The organism is Streptomyces violascens, assembly GCF_014649955.1.
Classification (GTDB): Bacteria; Actinomycetota; Actinomycetes; order Streptomycetales; family Streptomycetaceae; genus Streptomyces; species Streptomyces violascens.
The window spans coordinates 161,687-183,812 of record NZ_BMUA01000016.1; the positions used below are offsets into that span (position 1 = coordinate 161,687).

Genomic DNA, 22,126 nt, shown 5'->3' on the forward strand with positions numbered 1-22,126 from the left:
ATCATTCTGGCAGGCCCAACTCGGCTGATGTAAGGCCCACTTTGATCGTCGACCACTCACCGTAGTCGTCAATACATCACCCTCGGTGCGCAGTTGGCAAAGTTCCACGCACGTCGTCCCGCTCTGGTATGACGCATCGTACGACAGACCGATAACGTGCGGGATCTTCAACTCACCTTCGCGGAACGGCCGATGTCATTTACCGCTCCTCCGGGTTCCGCTTCCCGGCAACGGGTGGGTGGGTGGCCGGGAGACTTCCGACATGGGTTCGAGGGGCGGCTCCGGGAACGGTCGGGCGACGGGCATGGCACCGCTATCCGGCCACACTGCCCAGCCAGAGCACATCGCGTGCGCGGGTCATCGCGACGAACAGCCGGCTGCGGACCAGCTCATCGCGCTCCCGTGCCGTTTCGGCCACGTCCGCCCCCTCGCTGTTGCCTCCCGGCAGGAGGGTGTCGTACTGCGGCAGATACACGTGCTTGAACTCCAGCCCCTTGGCCCTGCGGTACGAGCCGAGCTTGACCGCGTCCACCGGGTTGCCGTCGTAGTGCTCAAGGAGACACACCGGGATCTTGGCTTGGGTGAGCAGGCGCTGGTAGCGGTCGATGGTCCGCGCGGACGGGCACAGGACCGCGGCGTCGGCGAGCGCACCGGAGGGCAGGGCTGCCAGGGCGTCCAAGAGGGCTTGGTCGTGTTCGGCGAGGCTCGGCTCGGTGACTCGCACCACCTGGCCGTCGTGGTAGGTCAGGTCGACTTCACGGCGGCCCGGTGTGCGCAGGCCGTCGATGTCCTCGAAGGCGTCGTCGGCGACGACTTCGAGCGCCGCCTCCAGGATCTGCTTGCTGTTGCGGTAGTTGGTACGCAGCACCTGCCCCCGGTCGCCGCGGATGTCGATGCCGGCGTCGGACAGCCGGAACCCGCCCGGATAGACGGCCTGTTGTCCGTCACCGACCAGGAGGAGTCCGTTGGGCGCGTCGCCGACCAGGGTGTGCAGCAGACGCACCCCGACGAGGGTGAGATCCTGCACCTCGTCCACGACGACGGCCGCGTACGGCGGGTTCGGCGCGCACCGCCGGGCCTCCGCCAGGGCGAGCGTGAGCACATCGTTGAAGTCGTGCACCCCGCTGTTGATGCGCAAGGACTCGTACGCCTCGTACAGAGCCCACACCGCTCGCCGGTGGGTCTCGCGCAGATTCGCCCGACGACGCCGCCGACGCACGGCCTCGTACTCCTCGAAGGTCGTGATGCCGCGCCCTTTGATGACGTAGTCGATCTCCTCCTGCCAGTAGTTCGACACCGGATCGATCTCGGTCAGGCGGCTGTCGCGGCCGACGCGCATCCAGGCGCGGCTGAAGGCGGTGGTCGCCTTCTCCTTGTGCAGCCGGACCGGGACACCACGCCCGCGCAGGAACTCCTGGGCCCACGCGTGCAGGCTGCTGAAGTCCACCCGGTCCGCGACGGCGGGAGCCATGGCCTTCAGGAAGGTGCTCTGCACCCTGGGCAGGTTCTTGGCGAAGGTCACGTACAGGATCCTGCCGGTGGTGCGCCGGGCGAGGTGGGCGGTGCGGTGCAGGGCGACGACGGTCTTGCCCGTGCCGGCGGGGCCGCTGATGCGCGCGGGGCCCGCCCAGTTGCGGCGCACCAGTGCGAGCTGCTCGGGGTCGAGGAAGGTCATCCACCGCTCGATGGGCGCCCGCAATGCCTCGTCCAGGGCCGCGTCCCGCAGGCCTTCGAGGTCGAACAGGCCGTCGGATGCGGGCTGTTGGGGCTGGGCCGGAACCTCGGTGCGCCGGACCGTCGATCCCTCGTAGTCGGGGAAGACCCGCTCCAGGTGGTCGGCGATCGCCCGGACCGATTCGGGGCGCATCCGGCGGCGCTCGGCCATCAGCGCCGGCCCCACCTCCCGCTCCCCCAGCACCCGGATCCTGCCCAGCTCGGCGTCGGCCTGCCGCCCCGCGAAGACCATGAGCGGCTGGACCGCCACCGGCGAAAGACCCAGGGAGGCGACCGCGCCCTCGGCCACCCTGGTCACGGCCAGCAGCTTGGCCGCGTGACCGTCGCGCGGCTCGCCTCCGGCACTGAGCCGGCCGCCCGAAGTCTCGGGCGGGGAGCGCCAGTTCTTGACGTCGACGACGAAGACACCACCCGGTCCGACGAGGACCATGTCCACATTGGCGGCCCGCGTACCCGGCCAGCGGCGGTCCACCAGTAATCGCCACCCGTACTCGGTGAGCATCAACAGCTGGGCGTGGACCCGCTGTTCACCCTCGCTGGCCGCCTCCCACCGGTGTGCCTCCCGGCGGGCCGCCTGCCACTGCTCCCGCAGCAGCCGCTCCTGCCGCCGCGCCTCCTGCGCCCGCCGCCCCGCCGATCCACCTGCTGCCATGCCCCGGCCCCCCTCGTACGCGGAGCAGTGATCATAAAACCGTGTGCGACTCCTACGGCAGGGGGCATCGCCGTCATGTGCGGGCCGGGTTCATGTGCGGGCCCGAAGGTTGCGCGTCAACGCTGCTTGGGGAACGCGGCTCGCACATCGGACCCGTTGACCACGAAAGCCGTCGCCCCGATGGTGAGCGCGCACACGACCTGCATCGCGACGAACCACCCCGGCAGGCCGCCGATGATGTCGACGGCGACGATCGCGATCGGCACCACGACCGAGATGACTCGCACGCGCACATAGGCCCATCGCTTTCCCTGTGCGGCGACGGCGGTCAGCCAGTACGTCACCGCGGCGCTCGCCAGCACTCCGCCCGACCGGCCCCACATGAACGAGCTCACTGTGTGGCCGGTGAGGGCGCGGACGACGACGGTGAGCAGAACCACGGCGCTCAGCGCGCCATAGGCGGCGACGATCAACCTGGCCCTACGGAAGGTGAGTTGATTGCGGGGATGGGCGATGTGGGCGGCGGCGGATGTGGTGTGGGTGCTGGTTTCCATGGTCTCGGCTTCCTTCGTGGTGTCGGTTTCCGGCTTCGTGTCGACGTTAGGAAGCGCGTCGGTCCGCCGGTATGGGCCTGGGCGCCGGGGTGGGTGGGTCCAGCCCCACTCCTGGGCCGACCTGGGGCGTTGCGGGCTGCGGGCGGTGCAGAGTGGGGGTCACGAAGCCATGCCCGACCGGTGGGCGGCACTGGAACTGCCGTGCCGCGGTCGGGGTTGTGAGGGAGAAGGATGGTCATGCGTCAGCTGGGGGCGTGGGTGGCAGATGTCTGTGTGGGTTTCTGGCGATCCTGCCTGGTGGTGGCGGCCACCATGGTGATCCCGGCTGTGTGGGCCGGCGCCATAGCGTTGGGCATCTGGTGGGGAGCGGCGAACCCCTGGTCGTGGGTCGCGCCCGTCGTGCTGGTGTGTGTGGGCACGCTCGGCCTGTCGCGCCCGGTGTGCCGGGTGGTCCGCCATCTCGTCGCGCGGTGGACCGGCACGGTCATCCCCTCCGGATACCGGCGGCCGGGGCCGGTGACGCGGCTGTCCACCGGGTACTGGTGGAACGGCTTCAGCTACGAGCGCACCAGCCGCGATGCCGTCATGGACCAGAAGATGCGGCTGCGGTGGAGCGACCCGGCCAACTGGCGCGACCTGCGGTTCACGGCGATCGTGGCGGTCGGCGCGGGCGTGGTGGCGGCCGTTCCCCTGGCCGGGGTGGCCGCGGCGGCCCTCGGATTCAGCGGGTCGGGGCTCGCCCCGCACTTCGTCGGGGTGCTCGGCGTGGTCGTCGCCGTCGCTGCCTCCCCGTACGCCTGGCGGCCCGTCGAGCCCGTGGGCGTACGGTTCCTGCGGGCCTCGGCGGCGATGGCCCTTGCCGACCGGGTGGACGAGCTGACCGCTCAGCGGGCGGACACCACGGTCGCGCAGGCCGCCGAGATCCGGCGGATCGAGCGTGACCTGCACGACGGGGCGCAGGCGCGCCTGGTCGCGCTGGGCCTTTCGCTGGCGACCGCCGATAAGCTGATGGACACCAATCCCGAGCAGGCGAGGGCGCTGATGCGGGAGGCCCGGGTCGGCGCCGCCACCTCCCTGACCGAGCTGCGCGAGCTCGTCCAGGGCATCAACCCGCCCGTCCTGAACGAACGCGGGCTCATCGATGCCGTACGCGCCTTCGCCCTGGACAGCCCGCTGGAAGTGACGGTCGACGCCGATGTGGAGCTGCGCCTCGACCCGCCCATCGAGTCCGCCCTGTACTTCGGCATCGCCGAGCTGGTGACCAACGCGGTCAAGCACGCCCGGGCGAGCCGGGGCAGGATCACCATCGACGTGGACGGCACCGACATCGTCGTGGAGGTCGAGGACGACGGCCGGGGCGGGGCCGACGTGCGCGCGGGCGGCGGACTCGCGGGGCTGCGCCGCCGCCTCACGGTCTTCGACGGCACCCTGGAGATCACCAGCCCGGCGGGCGGTCCGACGCGGGTGAGGATGATGGTGCCATGCGAATCGTTGTAGCCGAAGATCTCTACCTGCTGCGGGACGGGATGGTCCGTCTCATCGAGGCGTACGGACATGAGGTGGTGGCGACGGCCGCCACGGGTCCCGAAACGCTCGACGCGCTGCTTGAGTGGCGGCCGGACGTGGCCGTCGTCGATGTGCGCATGCCACCGGGCCAGTCGGACGAGGGCCTGCGCGCCGCTCTCGCCGCCCGCCGCGAAGTACCCGCTCTGCCGGTCCTGATCCTCTCCCAGCATGTGGAACAGCTCTATGCCCGCGAGCTGTTGGCCGACGGCACCGGCGGCATCGGCTACTTCCTCAAGGAGAGCGTGTTCGACGCGGACCAGTTCATCGACGCACTGGAACGCGTTGCTGCCGGCGGCACCGCCATGGATCCGGCCGTCATCGCCAAGCTTCTCTCCAGCGGCTCCTCGAACCGGCTGCTCGAAGGGCTCACCGAACGCGAGCACTCCGTCCTCGGCCTGATGGCCGAAGGCCTCTCCAATCAGGCCATCGGCCGGCGGCTCTTCCTCAGCGAGAGCGCGATCAGCAAGTACACGACGTCGATGTTCGGCAAGCTCGGCATCACGGACGACGACAGCAACAACCGTCGCGTCCTTGTCGTTCTCACCTATCTCAACAACCCCTGAGCTCAGCGGCCGGAGGCGCCGGAGCCTCCGGGCAGTGTGGTCGTGGTGAGCGTTCCGGCGGGCTGTCCCGCGAGGGCTCCCTCTATGGAGTCCCGCCACACAGGTCCCGCGAGAGTGCCGCCGAAGGCCTGGCCGATGGTTTCGCCGCCGATGCTCTGGCCGTCGAGATCCCGCGGGCTCCTGGTGTCGCTGACGACGGCGGCGCCGGCCAGTTCGGGGGTGTATCCGGCGAACCACACCTGCTTGCTCTCGTCCGTGGTGCCGGTCTTGCCCGCGCTGTCGCGATCGGTGAGCCCGGCGGGCTTGCCGGTGCCGTCCTGGACGACGCCCAGGAGCATGGTGGTCACGGTGTCGGCGGTCTCCGCGGACATCACCTGGTGGCAATTGGCCTGCGATACCGGGACGTTGGACCCGTCCGGCTTGGTCACCGAGGTGATGGCGACCGGGGTGCAGTACGTGCCGTGGTTGGCGAAGGTGGCGTACACATTGGCCATCTCCAGCGGGGTCAGGTCGTTGCTGCCCAGGGTGAGCGAGGGAACCACCTGCAGCTTGGTGCCGCCGGCCTGCTGCGTGATGCCGAGCGCGTTGGCCATCTTCGACACGTCGCACAGCCCGGTGTCGGCCTCCAGCTGGGCGAAGTAGGTGTTGACGGACTGCGCCATGGCGTCCGGCATGGAGAACGGTCCGGTCAGGGACGTGCTGTCGTTGTGGACCTCGCCGTTCTCCGGATAGGTGTTGCCCGAGCAGTCGGACATGGCGGGCCAGGGCATGGAGTACGGCGCCGGGTACGACTGGTCCGGGGTGGTGCCCTTCTCCAGGGCGGCGGCCGCCACGATCGGTTTGAACGTGGAGCCTGTCGGGAAGCCCAGGCCGCCGCCCATGTCCGTGCCGACGTTGAGGTTGATCTCCGTCTGGTTCGCGCCCAGGCCGTAGTCGCGGCTCTGCCCCATCGCGACGATCTTGCCGGTGCCGGGCTGGACGAGGCTCATCACGGCGGCCGCGTCGTCCGTGGTGTACGCGTGCGAGGTGACCGACTGCTGCAGGGCCTTCTGCGCCTTGGGCGACAGCGTCGTATGAATCTGCAGACCGCCCCTGCTCCACAGCGCCTGCCGCTCGGTGGCGGTCTTGCCGAACGCAGGATCGGTGACCACGACGTGGTGTACGTAGTCGCAGAAGAAGCCCTCGCCCTGCTGGGCGGTGATGCAGCCCTGGCGCGGCTTGCTGATCCGGAGCTTGATCGGCGTGCCGATCGCCTGCTGGGCCTGGGCGGCGGTGATCGAACCGTACTGGGCCATCTTGGTCAGGACCGTGTCACGGCGCTGCTTGGCCAGGCGGGCGTTGGTGACCGGGTCGTACATGGACGGCGACTGGACGATCCCGGCAAGCAGGGCCGCCTGGGGCAGCGAAAGGTCCTTGGCGTGCACACTGAAGTAGCGCTCGGCGGCGGCCTCGACCCCATACGCCTGCTCGCCGAAGAACGTGATGTTCAGGTAGTTGGTGAGGATCTGGTCCTTGGGCAGGGTCTGCTCCAGCTCGATCGCGTAGCGCAGCTCCTGGATCTTGCGGCCGAGGGTCTGGCGCTGTGCTTCGAGGACCGCCTTCTGGTCCCTGCCCGCCTGCTCGACGAATACGTTCTTCACATACTGCTGGGTGAGGGTGGAGCCGCCCTGGGCCACGCTGCCGCTGGCCGCGTTCTTGTTCAGGGCGCGCAGTACGCCCTGCAGGTCGACGGCTCCGTGCTGGTAGAAGCGGTTGTCCTCGATGTCGACCAGCGCCTCGCGCATGACCGGGGCGATCTGGTCACCGGGTATGACGGTGCGGTCCCGGTCGTAGACCGTGGCGATGAGGCCGCCGTCGGCGTCGTAGATCTGGGACGCCTGGGACAGCGGGGGCGTTTTGAACACGTCGGGCAGACTGTTGAAACTCTCCGCGGCGTTCTTCGCGCCGAGCCCCAGCAGGCCCACCGCGGGCAACGCGATCCCGGCGGCCATCGCGCCCGCCAGAACACTCACTCCTAGAAACCGAAGGGTGCGGGTGAGCAGGGAGCCGGGTGGGCGGGAGCGCGTGGTGGACATACGGCGAAACATACGCAGCCGACCTATGAATCACGTCAAATAATCGTCTATGAACGGTAATTCCGGCCGCGCGGAACCGAGGCTGACCTCAGCGGCGCTCCTCAGGGGCAGGATCTGATCATTTCGGCGGGTGGCTGAGCGGCCCCCGCCTGGTCCGGCGGGGCCGTGAACAGGGAGATCCGGCTGTCGACCGGTACCGGGGAGCGCGGGACGGAACGCCGGGTGGGGTCGGGGCTGCCGATGTAGAGCCAGCCGATGAGCCGCTCATGGGGTGCGAGCTCCAGCAGGCATCGGGTGCCGGCGGAGTCGACGGAGGAGCCGGTGCGCCACATGCTGCCGAAGCCCCTGTCGTGCAGGAGCAGCATCAACGAGTTGACCATCGCACTGCTCGCGGCGAGCTGCTCCCAGTCCGGCACGCGGTGGTTGCGCCGGGGCGCGAAGACCAGGGTCGCGAGGAGCGGGGCGCGCTGTGGTTTGCGGCCCTCGCGCCGGACGGCCTCCGCGTCGGGGGCGCCGGACGCGAAGGCCTCGCCCAGTGCCGTCCGGCTGTCACCGCGTACGAGGATCCACCGCCAGGGGCGGAGATGGCCATGATCGGGAGCGGTCGCCGCCCAGCCGACCAGCTCGGTGAACTCCTGGTCGCTGGGGGCGGGTTCGATCAGCCGGTGCGCACTGCGGCGGGTGCGGATGGCAGCCTCCAACTCCATCAGTGAACGCTCCTCTTCTTCGTAGCCTCGAACCGTGTGGGGCTGCACCATGTGGGATCGACACATAGCGCGGCACGCCATGTGCGGGCGCCCCATGGGCCCCCGCACCATGTGCTGCCGCCTCAACCACAGCGCGGCGGCAGCCAGAACGACCGGACGCCGCGTACTGCCGCCAGGCGGTCGCGGGCCATGCTGGTCGCGGCCGCGGCGGTGCTGATGTTCAGGTGCTTCGCCCTGGTGAAGATCTCGACGAGCCGTTCCGGGATGAGCTCGGCACGCTGCCGCACCCGGTTCATGTCGTGACCGGCGGGATGCAGCTCGTCGACGACCTGGATCAGACCGAGCGCGTTGATCACGAAGTCCGGCGCGTAGAGGATGCCGCGGGCCGCGAGACGTTCCGCGAGCGTGGGCGCGGCGAGCTGGTTGTTGGCGCCGCCCGCGACGACGCGGCAGCGCAGCTTGTCCACGAGGTCGCCGTCGATGACGTTGCCGATCGCGTTCGGGCTGAGGACGTCGACGTCGAGGAGGTAGAGCTTCTCGCGGCTGACGACCTCGGCCCCGCAGGCCTCGGCCACCCGCTCGGCCTTCTCCTGGTCGATGTCGGCCACGGTCAACCGAGCGCCGCCTTCGGCGAGGTGGGCAGCGAGCCGCCCGCCCACCTTCCCCACACCGTCGATGGCGATGTGGCGCCCCTCCACACTGTCGCTGCCGTCGAGGTGCCGCAGGCAGGCGCGAATGCCGAGGTTCACTCCGTACGCCGTCATCGCGCCGGATTCGCCGGAGCCGCCCTCCTCGACGTCCAGGCCGCGAATCCACCGGGACTCCTTGCTCATGATCCGCAGGTCGGCGGTGGTGATGCCCATGTCGCAGGCCGCGATGAACCGTCCCGACAGGCTCTCGACCACCTGGCCGAAAGCGCGGAGCAGCGTTTCGGACTTCTCCACACCCGGTCCGCCGAATATGACGGCTTTCCCGCCCCCGATGTCCAGTCCCGCGCAGGCCGCCTTGTACGTCATGGCGCGGGAAAGGCGTAACGCGTCGCCGACCGCCTGATCGTCATCCGCGTACGGAAGGAAACGTACCCCGCCAAGTGCGGGGCCCAGCAGAGTCGAATGGATGGCGATGACACAGCGGAGCCCGCCGGGTCCGGAGCTGAACAGAACCTGCTCGTGGCCGTCCATTTCGTTGAACACACTCATAACCCACCCCAGGATTGTGTCCGGTGACAGCCGGGCCGGCGGCCCGCATGAAGGCGCGAGCCGCCGGCCCGTCCGGCAGAGAATTATTCGGCCGGCTGCAATCCGGACGAGAGCAGCGCCGCGTCCAGGACGTCCCACAGCGCGCACAGCGAGTCGAGGAAGTCCTCGACGCCCTGCTCTATCTGTTCACTGTTCGACGCGTCCATGACGGTCGAGACGGCACGGATCACATTCGCTTCGTGCTGCTGCTCGGCACCGGCGTCACCCCAGTGCTCCGCCATGTAATGCATTTCCGGCTCGTCGAGTTCCGTCTTGTAGTGACCGGAGTCGATCAGGGCGCGCTTCTCGCCGGGGATCAGGGACTGATTGGAGATGATCTCCAGCGCGAGCGCGGTGCCGAGGTTGCGCACGGTGGTCTCGGCATCCGCGGAGAACCGGCGCCGGAACACTGCGATCGCGGCCTTCGCCTGCGCCGTCAGGCCGGTCTCGCGGTCGTAGCCGGGGAGGTTTGCGAGCAGCCGGTCCGAGGAGGTCTTCAGCCACGCCTCGACCCGCTCGGTGTCGTAGACGTCGTCGAAGACCTGGGCGCCGGTGCGGTTCACGATGTGGCCGGCCATGGTCGCGAGTTCGGGGCCGTGTCCGGACTCGCTGTCGACGATCTCTTCTATGAGGACGGCCTGCTCGTCCCAGCCGAGGTCGCGCAGCGCGGTCGGGAACTCGCCGCCGGGGCGGGTGGAGGCACAGAACGACTGCACCTGGTGGAAGAGCGCGCCCGAGACTTCGGCGGACGGGGGCCCCGCGGCCCAGTGGTCGTAGAGCGGGTGCGCGAAGACGCGGTGCGTCTTGATCCGGTCGATCAGCATGTCGGTCGTCGTCATCGATTCCTACTCCGGTGAGGTGGCTGGGGTTCCGAGGGAAGCGGATCGTTCCGGGGAGGGTGGGCCGGTGTCGCTCAGGCGAACTGGAGCTGCGAGGGGTCGACCTTGGGGACGGAGAAGCCGATCTTCTCGATGTGCTGGGCGATCGCGGTCTTGTAGAGCTCGCGCAGTTCGCCGTTGTCGTGCTTGCGCAGCCCCCACCGGACGGCGAGCCGCCCGCGCCGGGAGTCGGGCCGCCCGAACATGTCGAGCGCCATCGGATAGAACCGGTCCAGCGCCCGCTGGGCCCGGTCGCGGGACTGCCCGCCGGCGTCGTACGCCTCCTGCATGAGGCGCTTGCCGTAACCGAAGTGCCTGGCCTCCTCCTTGAGGATCGCGTCGGCCTCGACACGCAGGGGCGCGTACGTGCTCGTGGTCATTTCCTTGATCTGGAAATGCCCTTCGAGCTCGCAGAGGAAGCTGAACGCGGCACGCTCTTCCCAGACGGTGAATTGCGTCGTCATGCTCTCGGCGGGGAAGTAACGCCGGTCCGCCACGGCCTGGTTCACCATGTGCGAGGTGTCGATGCCGAGCGGCGTGAGCAGTTTCGCGAAGCGCCGGAAGTGGTCCACTTCCTCCATGCCGAACTTGAGGCACATATAGCGCTCGTCGGCGTTGGGAGCGAGCGGATAGAACGAGTCGACGTAGGTGTCACCGGCGCTCAGCTCGCCCTCGCCATTGGCGAGCATCTGGTGGGTCAGCACCTCCCGGTATTCCTCCGGGAGTTCACCGACACTCTCCAGGCTCACATTCTCCGAATAGACAGTCGCCATACGAATCTCCTCCGGTAGCCGAGGAAATTGAGCCTATCCGGCCGGTTCGCGCCGTCGGTAGTCCACGATGGACCCATCCCGTCCCCGAACGATGGGGGTAACCCGGTGGCTCTTTGGGGGTACGCCGGAGGTACCTTTTCGATCCCATGAGCCGCACGCATAGCCCCCTGCACCACACGTTGAGCTCATGCGGTGCAGGGGGCTTGGAGGAATCCTGCTAGGGGAGCGGGGCTGTGAAATTGTGCGGCTCCGCCGCGATGGGCGGTGTCCCTTGTTCGAGCGGATCCGAGCACTCGGGGAGCGACCGGCCACCGACTGCCCGCGGCCGAAAATCAAGACGCGGCAGCGTCAGCCCCCGTTCCGCTGAGGCGGCCGGATATAGGTCAGCGTGTGATGGGACACAAGCTTCCCCGCCGTATCAGTCGTCTCGGCCGTCCCGTACACGATCAACCGGCCCGGCCGGACGATCGTCGACTCGCAGACCAGATCGGTTCGGGCGGGTCCGAGGAAGCTGGTCGTCATCTGCTGGGTCACCGAGGGATCGTCCTCGCCGAACAGAGACATGATCGCGATCCAGCAGGTCACGTCGGCGAGCGTCATCGCGCACCCGCCCTGGAGTACGCCGCCCGGGCGGAAGAGTTCGGGGCGCTGCGGGAGCGAGACTCTGGCTCGCCCTTCCTTGACGGCTTCGACCCTGAATCCCCACCAGGGTCCGAAGGGACTGTTATCGAGAACGGCCTGCGCTGCATCGACATCCATCATCGAAGAAACATAGCATCGTTCGGTATGTCGCCACGCAGAACCAACGCCGAACGAACCGAGACCACCCGATCCCAACTGACCCGTGCCGCAAGGGAGTTGTTCAGCGAGCGCGGCTACGCCTCGACGACCATCGCGGAGATCGCGGAGCGTGCCGGGCTCACGACGGGTGCGCTGTACCACCACTGGGCCGGCAAGGAGGCACTGCTCGCGGACGTCGTGCACGACCTCCACCGCCAACTCGCCGTACGCATCCGGTCCCTGGGCCGCGTCGGGGACGAACCAGTGGCACAACTCCTCTGCTCAGGACGGGAGTTCCTGGCGTTCTGTGCCGATCCGGCCGTCGCCCGGCTGCTCCTGCTGGAGGCTCCGGCGGTGCTGGGCTACGAGCGATGGCGGCAGATCGACGAGCAGTGGTGGCTGTCGACGACGATCCGGCTGGTGGAGCGGGCGCGCGCCACGACGGCCGGAACCGGCCTCGGCGTGGAGTGCACCGGCGCGGGCGCCGAGAGTTCCCGCCGGCTCGCGCTCGCCCTCCTGGGCGCGCTGACGTACCTCGGGCACGAGGTGGCGATGAAGGGCAGGCCGACGGTCGCCGGCGCGGGCCGGACCTATGAGGTGCTGCTCAACTCGCTCTTCCCCTGACCGGACGTAGGCCGATGGCACACGGCTTGGAGGTTGTCTCAGCGGCAGGTCTCGCGAGCTACTTGTAGCAGGTCAGGGCGGCGGCCATGGCCAGGCCTCGGCTCTGCCGGTCGTTGCAGAACCCGTACGGGATCTTGAGGCCAGGAGCAGCCCATGGCAGGCTCGTGCCGCATGATCGATGAATTCGCGAAGGACAACCTGCACGCGAGACTGCGGCGGGACCGCGAGGCGCTGCTCTGGAAGCTCGACGGCTTGTCCGCATACGACGCCCGCCGACCTTTGACGGCGACCGGGACCAACCTCCTCGGCCTGGTCAAACACGTGGCCACCGTCGAGGCCAGGTACTTCGGCGAGGTCTTCGGCCGCCCTTCCCCGGAACCGCTGCCCCGGTGGCAGGACCATGACGGCAGCGATCAGTGGGCGACCGAGGACGAGACCCGCGATCAGATCATCAGGTTCTACCGGCGCACATGGGAACACTCGGACGCGACGATCAACGAGCTTCCCCTCGACGCCCCCGGCCACGTGCCGTGGTGGCCGGAGCCTTTTTCCAACACGAACCTGTTCGCCATCCTGGTCCACGTCCTCGGCGAGACCAACCGGCATGCCGGGCACGCCGACATCTTGCGTGAAGCCGTCGACGGCCGAACCGGGATGCGCCCCGAACACGAGATGCAGATCGACCAGGAAGCCCGCGACGCTCACTGCGCGAAGATCGAGCAGGCCGCCAGGTCGGCGGCACCAGTCAAGGCTTAGCGGCTGTCTCACAACGGCTGTGCCTGGCGGCATCTGCCGCCGACGTGCGACACCTCGCCCGCCGCCGCGCATCGCCACTTCACGGTATGGACCGAGGCCGGCGGGCCGAACCCGGTCGATCGCGGCAAGAAGGGCAGCACACTGCGCGTGCTGTCCGATGCCCAGGGCATCCCGCTCGCCGTCGCCGTGTCCGGCGCGAACATGCACGGCAGCCTCGCCCTCCTCTGCCCGGCCGCCGCCCTGACCTGCCAAAAAGAAGCGCACACAACGTGCCACGTGAGGCACCCGCTCATGCCATCGGACCGAGCCGGGAAACCAGCAGCGCCGCTTCCACGCGACTTGAGGCCGATAACTTGATCATGACGCGGTGGACGTGCTTCTTGACGGTGTTCTCGGCGATGTGGAGAGAGGATCCGATCTGTTTGTTCGTCATGCCGTCGGCGAGCAGCCGCAGAACGTCATTCTCGCGTGAGGTGAGATTCGACATCGCCCCCGACGTCGAAGACATCGGGCACCCTTCACCGATATCGGAAAGCCGTTCTCGCGGAAGCAGATAGGCGGCACAGCCGCGGCCGACCAAGGCGATCACGCCGGCGAATTCCTCCTGCAGGATCTCCAGGTCCATGAATCCGGCGACCTTGGCCCGTAACGCGTCCTGAATCGTGACGGCGGAGTCGTGGCACCACAGGACGATGATCGAAACGTGCGCGCCGATCAGCTGGACAAGATGACGAAGGCTGTCACCCTTTAGTTTGCGGAGATTGAGCAGGACGATATCGGGCTTTCCACAGTCGACGGCGGCCAGAACACCGGCCACGTCCTGCGCCACGCCGACCACGTCGAGTCCGGGCGCCTCTCTGCTCATGGCCACAAGACCGGATCGGGTCACGACCTGGTCGTCGGCGATCAGCACCTGGATCTGAGCCATGTGCGGCGTCCCTTCCCCCGTGCGACCGCCTGCGGGCCTCTGTGGAGGCCGGGCGTCAGTGCGGCCACAAGATCGAATAAGGCCTGAATTCCGGGCCGCCATTGAGCCGTATTTGTCACGGCCCCATGGGAAAAGCGGTGTTGAGGGCGGACCTCTGTACCAGAAGGCTCAAGTACGGGTTGTCCGACTTGCCGCCCTTACTGAGGTATGGCTTTGTCCGAATCCCGTGACAGGGGGTCGCTCCAGCTCCACCGTGACCGGCGGGGAAAATCAGCCATGCACGCGAACGTCTCCTGCACAGCCAAGGCGTACCCCCCTCGGCCCGGTGTCGGGCTCACGGCGAGCGTACCTCACGGTCACTCCCCTGGCGAGATCTGAATGAAATCTTCCGGATGAGGCCATAGGCCGCGTCCCAACTCGCCCGAATCAGCCATTCTTTCCGAAATCAATCAGCCATTAGGGATCCGGAAGAACCCTCCGTCCGCGCACGGAAAATCGGCCATAAACAGAGTTCGGGGCCGCCAAGGGCCCTGGCCCGGCGGGTGATTGACTGCACCGTATGGATCTCGCATCAGGGTTCGGAGTGCCGTCGGACCCCCACCTCTCCTCGCCGGCTCGGAGCGCGCCCCCGATCGACGCCGAACTGGGCGCGGCTCTGCGGACGTTGGAGGCTGTGCCTTTCACCCCGGAGAACCTTGTGGCCCGCCAGGAGCGGGATGCGGCGGCTCGGCCCCGGCCGGCCCTGAAGGACCTGCGAGCCGACGGCCGCTTCGAGATGGAGGAGCTGCGGGTGCCGTCGGGCGGGCAGGACGTCACGCTGGTGAGCGCCCGGCCCGCCGGGGTCGGCGGCCCGCTGCCGCTGCTCTTCTACCTGCACGGCGGCGGAATGATCATGGGTAACGCCTGGTCCGTACTCCCTCGCCTGCTGCGCGAGTTGGCCCTCCCACTGGAGTTGGCCGTCATCTCGGTCGAGTACCCGCTGGCCCCGCAGACGCGGCATCCCGGCCCGATCGAGGCCTGCTACTCCGGTTTCGTGTGGGCTGCCGCGCACGCGTCGGAACTGGGCATCGACGCGGCCCGCATCGTCGTCGCGGGCAAGAGTGCCGGCGGCGGCCTCGCGGCGGCTCTCGCTCTGCTCACCCGCGACCGGGGCGGTCCGGTACCGCTCGGCCAGCTGCTCCTGTCCCCGATGCTCGACGACCGCAACAACACCTGCTCCAGCCATCAGATGGCAGGGACCGACACCTGGGACAGAACCTCCAACGCAACCGCCTGGCAAGCCCTGTTGGGCGATCAGTACGGGACCGACGACGTGTCCCCCTACGCGGCGCCCGCCCGCGCCACGGATCTGTCCGGACTGCCCCCGGCGTACATCGAGGTCGGGTCGGCGGAGACCTTCCGCGACGAGGACGTGGCTTACGCCAACGCGCTCTGGCAGGCCGGGGGCCGGGCCGAACTGCACGTCTGGCCGGGCGCCTGCCACGGCTTCGACACGTACGCACCCCAGGCGGCCCTCAGCCAGGATGCCCGGGACGCGCGTACGCGCTGGCTGCGTCGCATCCTCGGACAGTCCTCCGTGAGCAACCGCCCGGCCCGCTAAAACTCTCTTACTCAGAACGTCAGTTGAAGCAACCCGACGCCTCACATCTGCCGAATCACCACGAGCACCACCAGCAGGACGGTCGCCCCCGCGCTCATCGCATGGGCCGCGACCGCCGCGAAAGGGAAGTGGCGCTCGGCCGTCGTGCTGCCCTGGGAGTGTCGGCCGGAGCTGGGCAGCCAGCGCAGCAGCATCGTGAAGCCGAACGCGGCCACGACCAGGACGCCCGCGCACGCCGCCCAGGCCAGGCTTCTCACGTCGCCCATGAGGTATCCGCTCCAGGCGGCGAGACCGGCGACGGCGAAGGCCACATGCCCGCCGATCAGCCACAGCGGGAGGCGTGTCACGCCGGGGGCGCGTTGCCTGAGGCCGCCGTGGCGGATCCATACAGTGGCGAGGTAGCCGCCCAGCGCGGCGGTCAACAGCCATGCGCACAGCACGAAGACGCCCATGCACTCCCCCAAGGTCCCGTCGCGGCATGTCGTGCCTTCAAGGACACCGCACGGAGCGGAAGCAGCCCGGACGCCCATTCCCTGATTCACCCGTTGGCGTGAAGAGAAGCGCAAGTCCCGCACGCAGCGCCCGCCTACTGTGCATGGCGTCCGCGTGCACAGCGGCGTGAAACTCAGGTGGACTCCCGGTCGCACGCCATCCGAGCAGGCCGAGCGCCACGCGCCACGCCCTCCTCGCTCGTACGCAGCTCCACGCGGCAGGAACCCGGGCGCGGGTTGAGCAGCGCCGTTGCCGTCGTGGCGCCGATCCCGGTGAGGTAGTCCTCGACGAAGGCGTGGTTCATCCCGCAGACCGGGGGTAGAGGCGCTGGGCCAGGAGCCGGTCCGGGTCGCCCGCCTCGTACGCGAGACCCTCACCGGTGCCGTGACCCGGCACCGGCTGGTCCACGGCACGGCCGACGACACCCCCTTGTCGCGCCCCGCCGTCCCGGCCGTGACCGCCCACGCCGACGAGACCCTGCGCACCCTGGCCAACCGCATGGCCGAGCACGACATCACCCGCATCCTGATCGTCAGCCGCGATGAACTCCCCCCGCCTCTAAGGTCTGTTGACACTGCGTCATCTTCTGCACGCCACCGCGTCGACCTGCACGAGGAGCGGCACGCGGAACGCCACCTGACCCTGCGGCCCCGCGCCAGGCGGTCGCTCGTGGTGGCGTCGGGCACGAGGGCACGGCTGCCGTGCCCCGGCCCTCCGATGAGGTGGGGGAGCCCGAGCCGGTCTCCGTCACCTGACAGCCGGGGGAGGCAGAGAGCGTCAGAACCTCGTCAGGGACGCGCAAGTCCTCTTGAGCCACCGCTCGGAGGCCAGTTGGATGGAGGGCATGAACAGCGGTCTGCGGCATGACGACCGGCCACCGAATCCGGTGTAGCCCGGTACTGCGCGCTGTTCCCCTGCCGGCTCCGTGAGCCGTGCTTCCCTGACGCCGTACGCCGTCGCCGGTCCCACGCCGCGACGGCGTACGAGCGCTCTCGTTCCCGCATGTCCGGCTGCCCCGAGGGCTGCCGCGTCATGCCTTCACCCGGGATTTCATCTTGCCTTCCACATCGCTTTCCGGCCGCACCGTCCTTGTCACCGGAGCCACCGCGGGGATCGGTTTCGAGACCGCCCGCCGGCTCGCCCAACAGGGTGCGACGGTTCTCGTCCACGGCCGCACCGCCGAAGAGGCCCAGGCCGCCGTCGACGCGCTCATCGCCACCAGCGCCGGCATCGAAACGACCCAACTCCTGGCCCTGGCAGCGGACTTCACCCACCTCGACGAGGTCGAGGCGATGGCCCACCGGGTCATCGAGACCCACCCGCACCTCGACGCCCTCGTCAACAACGCGGGCATGGCCGCCCCCGAACGGCACACCATCACCGCCGACGGCAACGAGGTCGCCTTCCAGGTCAACTTCCTCGCCCACTACCTGCTGACCTGCCTCCTGGAACCGGCCCTCACCACCGACCCGGGCGGCCGCGTCGTCAACGTGTCGTCCTCGCTGCACCGCACCGGCACCATCCAGTGGAGCGACCCCAACCGGATCCGCCGCTACTCCCGCCTCGCCGCCTACGCCCAGTCGCAGCTCGCGCTGACGGTGTTCGCCGCCGACCCGCGGGTCACCGCCGTCTCTGTCCACCCCGGCGTCTGCGACACCGCCCTCCTCCCGCTGTACGCACACGAGGGCGCCACCCCCGCCGAGGGCGCCGCGTACGTGGCGCGCCTGTGCGACCCGGCCGTCGAGATCGTCAACGGCGCCTACTACGACCGCGACCAGCGCGTCGACCCGGCGCCCGCAGCCACCGAGAACCGCTCCCTGCAGCGCCTCAACAAGCTCGCCGCCCAGCTCACCGGCCACACCGCCTGAAGAACACCCCCACCAGCCGAAGGAGCACCACCGCATGTCGAAGCGCGCCCGCAAGAAGAGGGACCGCCGCAAGAAGAAGGCCAACCACGGCAGCAAGGCGTCCTGCTAGCTGCCCCGAGTACCCCGAGGGGCGGACTGCTCCGGCGGGCAGTCCGCCCCTTCGCGATGCCGAGTGAGTCTTCAGCAACTACCTGAGGCGGAGCACTGCGACGACCATGTCGCCCTGTCCATGGCGGCGAGCAACTTCAACGTCCTGAGCCTGCACGGCTGTACGGCCGTCACCGCCGGCGCTCCCGCCGACCGGCCCGAGGCGGTCGTCGGCGGCCGCAACGCGACCTTCAAGCGCTACCTCACCGAGGAGCTGAGCGGCGCGGGCTTCCAGACCATCGACGGGGCGTCCAATCCGGCGCTGGACGGCGACAGCCCCGACAACATCTGCAACCGCACCGTGCTCGGCAAGGGCGGCCAACCGGAGCTGACGACGGAGCTGCGCAGGTCCATGTTCGGGACCTTCACCCGGACCGGGTGCGCCCCCGGCACCAATCAGACACTCTGGTCGTTCACCGCGGCCTGCCGCGCGGCGATCGCCAGGCTGGAGGCCGGGCCGGACCAGGTCACCCTGTAGTGCGTCGGGCGCCCGGGGGACCGCCTCTCACCGCTCGCCCGCCAGATCCAGCTCCCCCACGGAAACCGGCGCGACAGCCGGGGACTGGGGGGTGCGCCACGGGTGGGCGAGGGGCGCGGACAGCGGCTGCCACCAAGGCGTTACGGGCAGCCGCCCCGCCGGCTCGAAAGGCTCGCCGGGGCGGGGGAACGCGGCCGGCTGCTCGGCCTCCTCGGCGGCGTCCTTCGTCCACTCGCCGGGCTCGGCCCAGGCGTGCGGCGCGAGGTTGAAGGTGCCCCAGTGGATCGGCATGATCACGCCGTGCGGACTGCCGCCCTGGAGGTCGAGGTGGGCGCGCAGGCCCTCGGCGGGGGTCATGTGGATGTCGGGCCAGAACTCGGAGTACGCCCCGATCTGGATCATCGTCGCGTCGAACGGGCCGTGCTCCGCGCCGATGTCCTTGAAGCCGCCGAAGTAGCCCGTGTCGCCGCTGTGGTAGATCCGGTGCTCGGGCCCCGTCACCGCCCAGGAAGCCCACAGGGTGTGCTGCTGATTGCGCAGGCCGCGGCCGCAGAAATGGCGGGCCGGGGTTGCGGTGAGGGTGAGCCCGTCGACCTTGACGGACTCGTTCCAGTCCAGCTCGTGGATCCGGTCGGCGGGCACGCCCCAGTGCTCCAGGTGGGCGCCGACGCCGAGCGGCACCGCGAACACCGTGCCGGTTCCGGCGAGGGAGCGAATGGTGGGCAGGTCGAGGTGGTCGTAGTGGTCGTGGGAGATGACGACGACGTCGACCGGGCCGAGCGAGGCCAGCGGCAGCGGGACGGGGTGCAGCCGCTTGGGTCCGGCGAACGCGAAGGGGGAGCAGCGCTCGCCCCACACCGGGTCGAACAGGACCCGGCGCCCGTCGATCTCGGCGAGCACGCTCGAATGCCCCATCCAGGTGAGCCGCAGCCCGGTGGCGGGCGGCTTCGCGATGTCGGCGAGGGTCGTCGGATGGACCGGGACGGTGCCGGTGGGTGCGCGGCGTACGCGCTGCTCCTTCGCGAAGAACTGCTTCGCGAACTCCAGGGTCGAGCCCGACGGCCGGGTCCGCGCGCCCTCGGGGTTCTGGAACACGCCGTCCGCGAAGTTCGGCGAGCGGCGGATACGCGCCATCCGCTCCCCCGACGGATCGGCCCCGAACGCGTCGGGCCGCAGTTCGCGGAGTCTGGAGCGGAGTGGAAGCAGAGAACCAGCGCCGGTCACGGCACCTCCTGGGGCTCGGGGTAATTACATTATGTGCGTCCGTTACGGGCGTGCCGTGCCGGGATCGTCACGTTGGCGGCAGGCCGGTCAGGCGCCCTGGCGCGGCTGGCCGTACGCCCGCTCCACGCGCAGCCGCAGCACCAGGCGCCGGTCGCGGACCATGACCTTGCGGTACTCGTCCCAGTCGGGGTGCTCACCGCGTACGTCCCGGTAGAGGGCGACCAGCTCCTCGACCGTCTCGTCGTACGGGTCGGCGGCGACCGGGGTGAGGTCGGCCATCCCCTCGGCCACCGTCCACGCCCAGCGGTCGTCGCTGGTCACGTGGTAACTGGCGCGGGGGTCGCGGCGCAGGTTCTTCGTCTTGGCCCGGTCGTCGGTGAGCGACACCTTGATGACGTGCTCGTCGGGGTAGTAGGCGTGGTTCACATTGGAGAGCTGGGGCCGCCCGTCCCGCTTCAGGGTGACCAGGACGCCGCCGTCCTGCTCGGCGACCAGTTTCAGCAGCGCTTCCTGAGGTGCCTCGAATGCCGTCATGGCTGTGCAACGCGGATCCGGGCGGCCGGATTCCCCGGAGCGCCCGAAGGCGCCTGCCATGATGCGGGCATGATCACTCCGATACCTCCCGTGGTGCCCCCCGGCCGGATGGCCCGGCAGCAGCAGCCTTCCTTCGTCCTGCCCGGCGGGCGTGAGCTGCGCCCCTGGCGGGAGTCCGACGCGAACGTCCTGGTGGCCTCCTGCCTGGATCCGGACATCGTGCGGTGGAACCGGCCCGAGGCGCTGACGCCGGACACCGCCCGCGAGAAGATCGCCCGCTGGGGGCAGCGCTGGACGGAGGAGGCCGCGGCCATCTGGGCGATCTCGCGGCGCGAGGACGACCAGGCGGTGGGTCTGATCGGGCTCGGCGATCTCGATCTGCGGGGTGGCAGCGCGGAGTTCCTGTACTGGCTGCTTCCGTCCGGCCGCGGCGGGGGCGCCGTGCTCGACGCCACTCTGCGGGTCAGCCGGTGGGCCCTTGAGGAGCTCGGGCTGCACCGGCTGCGGATCTCGCACTCGGTGGGCAACCCGGCCTCGTGCCGGGTGGCGCAGCGGGCCGGGTTCGCCCTGGAGGGCACGATGCGCAGTGCGCTGCTGCACGCCGACGGGTGGCACGACGAGCATCTGCACGCCCGGGTGGCGGGCGACCCCTGGCCGGACGGGGCCGACTTCAACGGACTCCCGTACTGACTCATCGTTCAGTTAGGGTGCGCCTCATGACCACTCCTCTCATCGCACTCACCTGGACCGATCACGTCACCGGCCGCCGCGGCCACCTCGTCATCGACCGGCTGATTCGCGGGGTGTCCAGCGGCGGGCTGCGCATGCGGCCGGGGTGCACCCAGGAGGAGGTCGCCGGGCTCGCCCGCGGCATGACGATGAAGGAGGCCCTGCACTACGACCCGCGGGCCCGCTACATCCCGCTCGGTGGCGCGAAAGGCGGCATCGACTGCGATCCGCGGGATCCGGAGGCGTACGGCGTGCTGGTCCGCTATCTGCGCGCCATGCGGCCGTACGTCGAGAGCTTCTGGACGACGGGCGAGGATCTCGGACTCAGCCAGGACCTCGTCGACCGGGCGGCCGCGGAGGCGGGCCTGATCTCCACCGTTCAGGCGGTTTATCCGCTGCTCGACGACGAAGCGGCGGCCAGGCGGCGTCTCTCCGATGCCTTCGCCGTGGAAGTCGACGGGATCGGCCTTGACGAACTGGTCGGCGGCTGCGGGGTCGCCGAGGCGGTCCTGACCGCCCTGGACCGCGCCGGCACGGTCTACGAGGGCACGCGCGTCGCGGTGCAGGGGTTCGGCACGATGGGCGGCGCCACCGCCCGCTTCCTGTCCCGGGCGGGGCTGAAGATCGTCGCAGTCGCCGACATCAAGGGCACGGTCGCCAACCCCGAGGGCCTCGACGTGGAGGCGCTGCTCGCCGCGCGCGACGCGCACGGGGCCGTCGACCGCTCGGCCCTGCGGCCCTCGGACCGCGAACTGCCGGGCGAGGACTGGCTGGCCGCCGAGGCGGAGGTCCTTGTCCCGGCCGCGGTCTCGTACGCGATCGACATGGTCAACCAGGCCCGGATCACGGCCCGTTGGATCGTCGAGGCGGCGAACATGCCGGTGCTCGCGGAGGCCGAGCGGCTGCTCGCCGGGCGTGGCGTCACCGTGCTGCCGGACGTCGTGGTCAACTCCGCCACCAACGCCTGGTGGTGGTGGACCCTGTTCGGCGATCTGGGCGCGGACGGGGACGCGGCCTTCGCGCACACCCGGCGCGCGATGCGGGGCCTCGTCGAGCGGATGCTGACGCGCGCCGAGTCCGGCGGGACGACTCCGCGCGCGGCCGCCCACGCCCTCGCGGCCGAGACGCTGCCCGTGATCACGGAGCGGTTCGGCACGTATCGCTGACCGCCCCCCCCATTACCGTTTTCGTTGGCTCCGCAACGGAGCTTCCGGCCTCCGGGGCCG

24 protein-coding genes are annotated in these 22,126 nt (G+C 69.6%); 10 read left to right on the forward strand and 14 right to left on the reverse strand.

Going from position 1 to position 22,126, the window contains the following annotated elements:
• Window positions 1-313: 313 nt before the first annotated feature.
• Both IE206_RS27650 and IE206_RS27655 read right to left on the reverse strand, forming a co-directional pair.
• Complete coding sequence (locus IE206_RS27650; protein WP_189966704.1) at window positions 314-2,386, reverse strand: nuclease-related domain-containing DEAD/DEAH box helicase; 2,073 nt, start codon at window positions 2,384-2,386, stop codon at window positions 314-316.
• Between the two features lie 116 nt (window positions 2,387-2,502).
• Window positions 2,503-2,940 (reverse strand): hypothetical protein, encoded by a 438-nt coding sequence (locus tag IE206_RS27655; RefSeq protein ID WP_189966705.1) that lies wholly within the window; start codon window positions 2,938-2,940, stop codon window positions 2,503-2,505.
• A gap of 237 nt (window positions 2,941-3,177) precedes the next feature.
• Between IE206_RS27655 and IE206_RS27660 the strand changes: the two genes are divergently transcribed.
• Together IE206_RS27660 and IE206_RS27665 are read left to right on the forward strand one after the other, a co-directional pair.
• The gene (locus IE206_RS27660) at window positions 3,178-4,437 is read left to right on the forward strand and encodes a sensor histidine kinase (RefSeq protein WP_189966706.1); all 1,260 of its coding nucleotides are present in this window, start codon (window positions 3,178-3,180) and stop codon (window positions 4,435-4,437) included.
• Entirely contained in the window at window positions 4,422-5,069 is a 648-nt protein-coding gene (locus tag IE206_RS27665; protein WP_189966707.1) for a response regulator transcription factor, read from the forward strand. The genes IE206_RS27660 and IE206_RS27665 overlap by 16 nt, the downstream gene beginning before the upstream one ends.
• A gap of 2 nt (window positions 5,070-5,071) precedes the next feature.
• Here IE206_RS27665 and IE206_RS27670 read toward each other — a convergent pair whose 3' ends face one another.
• From IE206_RS27670 to IE206_RS27695, 6 genes are all read right to left on the reverse strand, one after another.
• Window positions 5,072-7,144, reverse strand: coding sequence for a transglycosylase domain-containing protein (locus IE206_RS27670; protein ID WP_189966708.1), 2,073 nt, complete (start codon window positions 7,142-7,144; stop codon window positions 5,072-5,074).
• Window positions 7,145-7,245: 101 nt separating this feature from the next.
• Entirely contained in the window at window positions 7,246-7,851 is a 606-nt protein-coding gene (locus IE206_RS27675) for a nitroreductase family protein (protein ID WP_189966709.1), read from the reverse strand.
• Between the two features lie 122 nt (window positions 7,852-7,973).
• A complete protein-coding gene (locus IE206_RS27680) occupies window positions 7,974-9,050 on the reverse strand; it encodes a Leu/Phe/Val dehydrogenase (RefSeq protein ID WP_189966710.1) in 1,077 nt (358 codons plus the stop codon).
• Window positions 9,051-9,133: 83 nt separating this feature from the next.
• On the reverse strand, window positions 9,134-9,928 hold the full coding sequence (locus tag IE206_RS27685; protein WP_189966711.1) for a hypothetical protein: 795 nt from the start codon (window positions 9,926-9,928) through the stop codon (window positions 9,134-9,136).
• Between the two features lie 74 nt (window positions 9,929-10,002).
• Window positions 10,003-10,740, reverse strand: coding sequence for a Phenylacetic acid catabolic protein (locus IE206_RS27690; RefSeq protein WP_189966712.1), 738 nt, complete (start codon window positions 10,738-10,740; stop codon window positions 10,003-10,005).
• A 348-nt stretch (window positions 10,741-11,088) separates the two neighbouring features.
• A complete protein-coding gene (locus IE206_RS27695) occupies window positions 11,089-11,502 on the reverse strand; it encodes a PaaI family thioesterase (RefSeq protein WP_226599576.1) in 414 nt (137 codons plus the stop codon).
• 24 nt (window positions 11,503-11,526) lie between these two features.
• Here IE206_RS27695 and IE206_RS27700 point away from each other — a divergent pair, with 24 nt between their 5' ends.
• Window positions 11,527-12,144, forward strand: a complete 618-nt coding sequence (locus IE206_RS27700) for a TetR/AcrR family transcriptional regulator (RefSeq protein ID WP_189966713.1) — start codon at window positions 11,527-11,529, stop codon at window positions 12,142-12,144.
• A gap of 171 nt (window positions 12,145-12,315) precedes the next feature.
• Window positions 12,316-12,900, forward strand: a complete 585-nt coding sequence (locus IE206_RS27705; RefSeq protein ID WP_189966749.1) for a DinB family protein — start codon at window positions 12,316-12,318, stop codon at window positions 12,898-12,900.
• Between the two features lie 289 nt (window positions 12,901-13,189).
• On the opposite strand, the gene IE206_RS27710 is transcribed toward IE206_RS27705, so the two are convergent.
• Window positions 13,190-13,828, reverse strand: coding sequence for a LuxR C-terminal-related transcriptional regulator (locus IE206_RS27710; RefSeq protein ID WP_189966714.1), 639 nt, complete (start codon window positions 13,826-13,828; stop codon window positions 13,190-13,192).
• A gap of 559 nt (window positions 13,829-14,387) precedes the next feature.
• On the opposite strand from IE206_RS27710, the gene IE206_RS27715 reads away from it, so the two are divergent.
• Complete coding sequence (locus tag IE206_RS27715; protein ID WP_189966715.1) at window positions 14,388-15,428, forward strand: alpha/beta hydrolase; 1,041 nt, start codon at window positions 14,388-14,390, stop codon at window positions 15,426-15,428.
• A gap of 41 nt (window positions 15,429-15,469) precedes the next feature.
• On the opposite strand, the gene IE206_RS27720 is transcribed toward IE206_RS27715, so the two are convergent.
• The 3 genes from IE206_RS27720 to IE206_RS27730 form a co-directional block, all read right to left on the reverse strand.
• On the reverse strand, window positions 15,470-15,880 hold the full coding sequence (locus IE206_RS27720) for a hypothetical protein (RefSeq protein WP_189966716.1): 411 nt from the start codon (window positions 15,878-15,880) through the stop codon (window positions 15,470-15,472).
• Between the two features lie 173 nt (window positions 15,881-16,053).
• Window positions 16,054-16,224, reverse strand: coding sequence for a hypothetical protein (locus tag IE206_RS27725; RefSeq protein WP_189966717.1), 171 nt, complete (start codon window positions 16,222-16,224; stop codon window positions 16,054-16,056).
• Window positions 16,221-16,430 (reverse strand): hypothetical protein, encoded by a 210-nt coding sequence (locus IE206_RS27730; protein WP_189966718.1) that lies wholly within the window; start codon window positions 16,428-16,430, stop codon window positions 16,221-16,223. Before IE206_RS27730 ends, IE206_RS27725 begins: the two co-directional genes overlap by 4 nt.
• 545 nt (window positions 16,431-16,975) lie before the next feature.
• Between IE206_RS27730 and IE206_RS27735 the strand changes: the two genes are divergently transcribed.
• The 3 genes from IE206_RS27735 (at window position 16,976) to IE206_RS27740 (ending at window position 18,413) form a co-directional block, all read left to right on the forward strand.
• A complete protein-coding gene (locus tag IE206_RS27735; protein WP_189966720.1) occupies window positions 16,976-17,788 on the forward strand; it encodes an SDR family NAD(P)-dependent oxidoreductase in 813 nt (270 codons plus the stop codon).
• Between the two features lie 34 nt (window positions 17,789-17,822).
• Window positions 17,823-17,897: a 50S ribosomal protein bL37 gene (locus IE206_RS43610; RefSeq protein WP_373300991.1), complete on the forward strand. Its 75-nt coding sequence runs from the start codon at window positions 17,823-17,825 to the stop codon at window positions 17,895-17,897.
• A gap of 63 nt (window positions 17,898-17,960) precedes the next feature.
• Window positions 17,961-18,413, forward strand: a complete 453-nt coding sequence (locus IE206_RS27740; RefSeq protein ID WP_189966722.1) for a poly-gamma-glutamate hydrolase family protein — start codon at window positions 17,961-17,963, stop codon at window positions 18,411-18,413.
• Window positions 18,414-18,440: 27 nt separating this feature from the next.
• Here IE206_RS27740 and IE206_RS27745 read toward each other — a convergent pair whose 3' ends face one another.
• Both IE206_RS27745 and IE206_RS27750 read right to left on the reverse strand, forming a co-directional pair.
• The gene (locus IE206_RS27745) at window positions 18,441-19,637 is read right to left on the reverse strand and encodes an MBL fold metallo-hydrolase (protein ID WP_189966724.1); all 1,197 of its coding nucleotides are present in this window, start codon (window positions 19,635-19,637) and stop codon (window positions 18,441-18,443) included.
• A gap of 87 nt (window positions 19,638-19,724) precedes the next feature.
• A complete protein-coding gene (locus IE206_RS27750; protein ID WP_189966726.1) occupies window positions 19,725-20,171 on the reverse strand; it encodes a PPOX class F420-dependent oxidoreductase in 447 nt (148 codons plus the stop codon).
• 69 nt (window positions 20,172-20,240) lie between these two features.
• Between IE206_RS27750 and IE206_RS27755 the strand changes: the two genes are divergently transcribed.
• Entirely contained in the window at window positions 20,241-20,861 is a 621-nt protein-coding gene (locus IE206_RS27755; protein ID WP_189966728.1) for a GNAT family N-acetyltransferase, read from the forward strand.
• 26 nt (window positions 20,862-20,887) lie between these two features.
• The gene (locus tag IE206_RS27760) at window positions 20,888-22,066 is read left to right on the forward strand and encodes a Glu/Leu/Phe/Val dehydrogenase dimerization domain-containing protein (protein WP_189966730.1); all 1,179 of its coding nucleotides are present in this window, start codon (window positions 20,888-20,890) and stop codon (window positions 22,064-22,066) included.
• The last annotated feature ends 60 nt before the right edge of the window (window positions 22,067-22,126 follow it).

What these genes read in the sequence shown, in the direction of transcription:
- IE206_RS27660 (WP_189966706.1), top strand. Translation starts at nt 3,178, where the DNA reads ATGCGTCAGCTGGGGGCGTGGGTGGCAGATGTCTGTGTGGGTTTCTGG.
- IE206_RS27690 (WP_189966712.1), bottom strand. Translation starts at nt 10,740, where the DNA reads ATGGCGACTGTCTATTCGGAGAATGTGAGCCTGGAGAGTGTCGGTGAA.
- IE206_RS27725 (WP_189966717.1), bottom strand. Translation starts at nt 16,224, where the DNA reads ATGAACCACGCCTTCGTCGAGGACTACCTCACCGGGATCGGCGCCACG.
- IE206_RS27665 (WP_189966707.1), top strand. Translation starts at nt 4,422, where the DNA reads ATGCGAATCGTTGTAGCCGAAGATCTCTACCTGCTGCGGGACGGGATG.
- IE206_RS27650 (WP_189966704.1), bottom strand. Translation starts at nt 2,386, where the DNA reads ATGGCAGCAGGTGGATCGGCGGGGCGGCGGGCGCAGGAGGCGCGGCGG.
- IE206_RS27695 (WP_226599576.1), bottom strand. Translation starts at nt 11,502, where the DNA reads ATGATGGATGTCGATGCAGCGCAGGCCGTTCTCGATAACAGTCCCTTC.
- IE206_RS27760 (WP_189966730.1), top strand. Translation starts at nt 20,888, where the DNA reads ATGACCACTCCTCTCATCGCACTCACCTGGACCGATCACGTCACCGGC.
- IE206_RS27655 (WP_189966705.1), bottom strand. Translation starts at nt 2,940, where the DNA reads ATGGAAACCAGCACCCACACCACATCCGCCGCCGCCCACATCGCCCAT.
- IE206_RS27700 (WP_189966713.1), top strand. Translation starts at nt 11,527, where the DNA reads ATGTCGCCACGCAGAACCAACGCCGAACGAACCGAGACCACCCGATCC.
- IE206_RS27710 (WP_189966714.1), bottom strand. Translation starts at nt 13,828, where the DNA reads ATGGCTCAGATCCAGGTGCTGATCGCCGACGACCAGGTCGTGACCCGA.
- IE206_RS27755 (WP_189966728.1), top strand. Translation starts at nt 20,241, where the DNA reads ATGATCACTCCGATACCTCCCGTGGTGCCCCCCGGCCGGATGGCCCGG.
- IE206_RS27675 (WP_189966709.1), bottom strand. Translation starts at nt 7,851, where the DNA reads ATGGAGTTGGAGGCTGCCATCCGCACCCGCCGCAGTGCGCACCGGCTG.
- IE206_RS27715 (WP_189966715.1), top strand. Translation starts at nt 14,388, where the DNA reads ATGGATCTCGCATCAGGGTTCGGAGTGCCGTCGGACCCCCACCTCTCC.
- IE206_RS27720 (WP_189966716.1), bottom strand. Translation starts at nt 15,880, where the DNA reads ATGGGCGTCTTCGTGCTGTGCGCATGGCTGTTGACCGCCGCGCTGGGC.
- IE206_RS27685 (WP_189966711.1), bottom strand. Translation starts at nt 9,928, where the DNA reads ATGACGACGACCGACATGCTGATCGACCGGATCAAGACGCACCGCGTC.
- IE206_RS27705 (WP_189966749.1), top strand. Translation starts at nt 12,316, where the DNA reads ATGATCGATGAATTCGCGAAGGACAACCTGCACGCGAGACTGCGGCGG.
- IE206_RS27670 (WP_189966708.1), bottom strand. Translation starts at nt 7,144, where the DNA reads ATGTCCACCACGCGCTCCCGCCCACCCGGCTCCCTGCTCACCCGCACC.
- IE206_RS27750 (WP_189966726.1), bottom strand. Translation starts at nt 20,171, where the DNA reads ATGACGGCATTCGAGGCACCTCAGGAAGCGCTGCTGAAACTGGTCGCC.
- IE206_RS27680 (WP_189966710.1), bottom strand. Translation starts at nt 9,050, where the DNA reads ATGAGTGTGTTCAACGAAATGGACGGCCACGAGCAGGTTCTGTTCAGC.